Origin of the sequence: Ruoffia sp. FAM 24228 (genome assembly GCF_045528575.1) — a bacterium.
In the GTDB taxonomy this organism is placed as follows: Bacteria; Bacillota; Bacilli; order Lactobacillales; family Aerococcaceae; genus Ruoffia; species Ruoffia halotolerans.
In genome coordinates, this window is sequence record NZ_JBGQQZ010000138.1 from 1 (window position 1) to 1,262 (window position 1,262).

At 37.9% G+C, this 1,262-nt stretch carries 1 protein-coding gene; it reads right to left on the reverse strand.

What is annotated here, in order from left to right; genetic code table 11:
* Positions 1–117 precede the first annotated feature (117 nt).
* Complete coding sequence (locus ACEN33_RS12380; protein WP_407095206.1) at positions 118–1,170, reverse strand: IS30 family transposase; 1,053 nt, start codon at positions 1,168–1,170, stop codon at positions 118–120.
* Positions 1,171–1,262 lie beyond the last annotated feature (92 nt).

Below are 1,262 nucleotides of genomic sequence, written 5' to 3' on the forward strand. Positions count from 1 at the left end.
TGTCAAATCAAATGCAACACTATTGTTATTCAAAAGACATACCCCATTAGACTTTTAGGTATAGGGTTTCCCCCATGGGGGAAATGTCGCTTTTCGATTCTTTTATAACTCAAGTCTTTATTCCATTAAAGACAATTCGGTCTGGTAGGCTTCTTGAGCGGACATTAAACCGAGTATGGATCGTATGCGTTTATTTATCTTACCAGCTGCTTCTGATATATAGTCAGAAGTAAAATGATGTAACGATTTACCTTTCGGTATAAACTCTCTTAAGAGTTTATTGAAATTCTCGTTAGACCCCCGTTCCCATGATGCGTAAGCATGACAAAAATAAATAGATAAATCATCGTTTTCAAGCTCAGATACTTTCGCAAACTCAGATCCATTATCAAATGTAATAGTTTTAAACTGATGAGGGCTGTTTTCTACAAGTGTTTGAAAAGCCGTTAATACAGTCTCGCTTTTATAATCCTCAATCTTCATTGCTATAGCGAAGCGTGTTTTCCGTTCGACTAATGTAATGGCTGCCGGCTCTTCTTTATGGCGTTTTCCCTTTACTAAGTCAGCTTCCCAATGACCAAATTCCGAGCGGTCTAACACACTTGATGCTCGGTCCGAAATACTGGTACCCAGAACTTTCTTATTTCGTCCCTTTGGACGACTGTGCTTATTTTTTCTTGGTTTCAAACGATACATCATAGGTAAATCATGGGGCTTGATACACAGCGCATTTTGTCGAATGTAGCGATAGACGGTTTTGAAACAAGGCACTCTTTCCTTAGGATGTTTTAAAGCATAGGACATCACAAATGTTTTAATATTGTGAGTTCGCTTTTTTCCTTTGAAAACACCATTGTGGTGAGCTTTCTTTAATTTATACCAAAAGCGTCCAGAGTAAGCTTGCATACCTTTTGATTGACTGCGTTGTCTATTCTTTAAATAAGTGACTTCACCAAAGTCAGCTAGATACTTCTCGACTTTTTTACCTTGACTAATTTGGACGACGGTACCCCGTTTGATTTCACGTGAAATAGTTGATTTATTTCGGCCAAGCAAACGGGCAATCTCAGCTTGCTTTTTGTCTTCTTTTAGCCATTGTTCGATCAGTTCACGTTCCGTGAATTTCAAATGCCCTTTAGATTTCTTTGTGTTAAAATGAGTGTGTGACATGAAGATTCTCTCCTTATACTATGTTGTGGTGACTTAAGTATAACGAATCTTCATGTCTTTTTTTAGTGTTGCGTTTCATCTTACAACACACC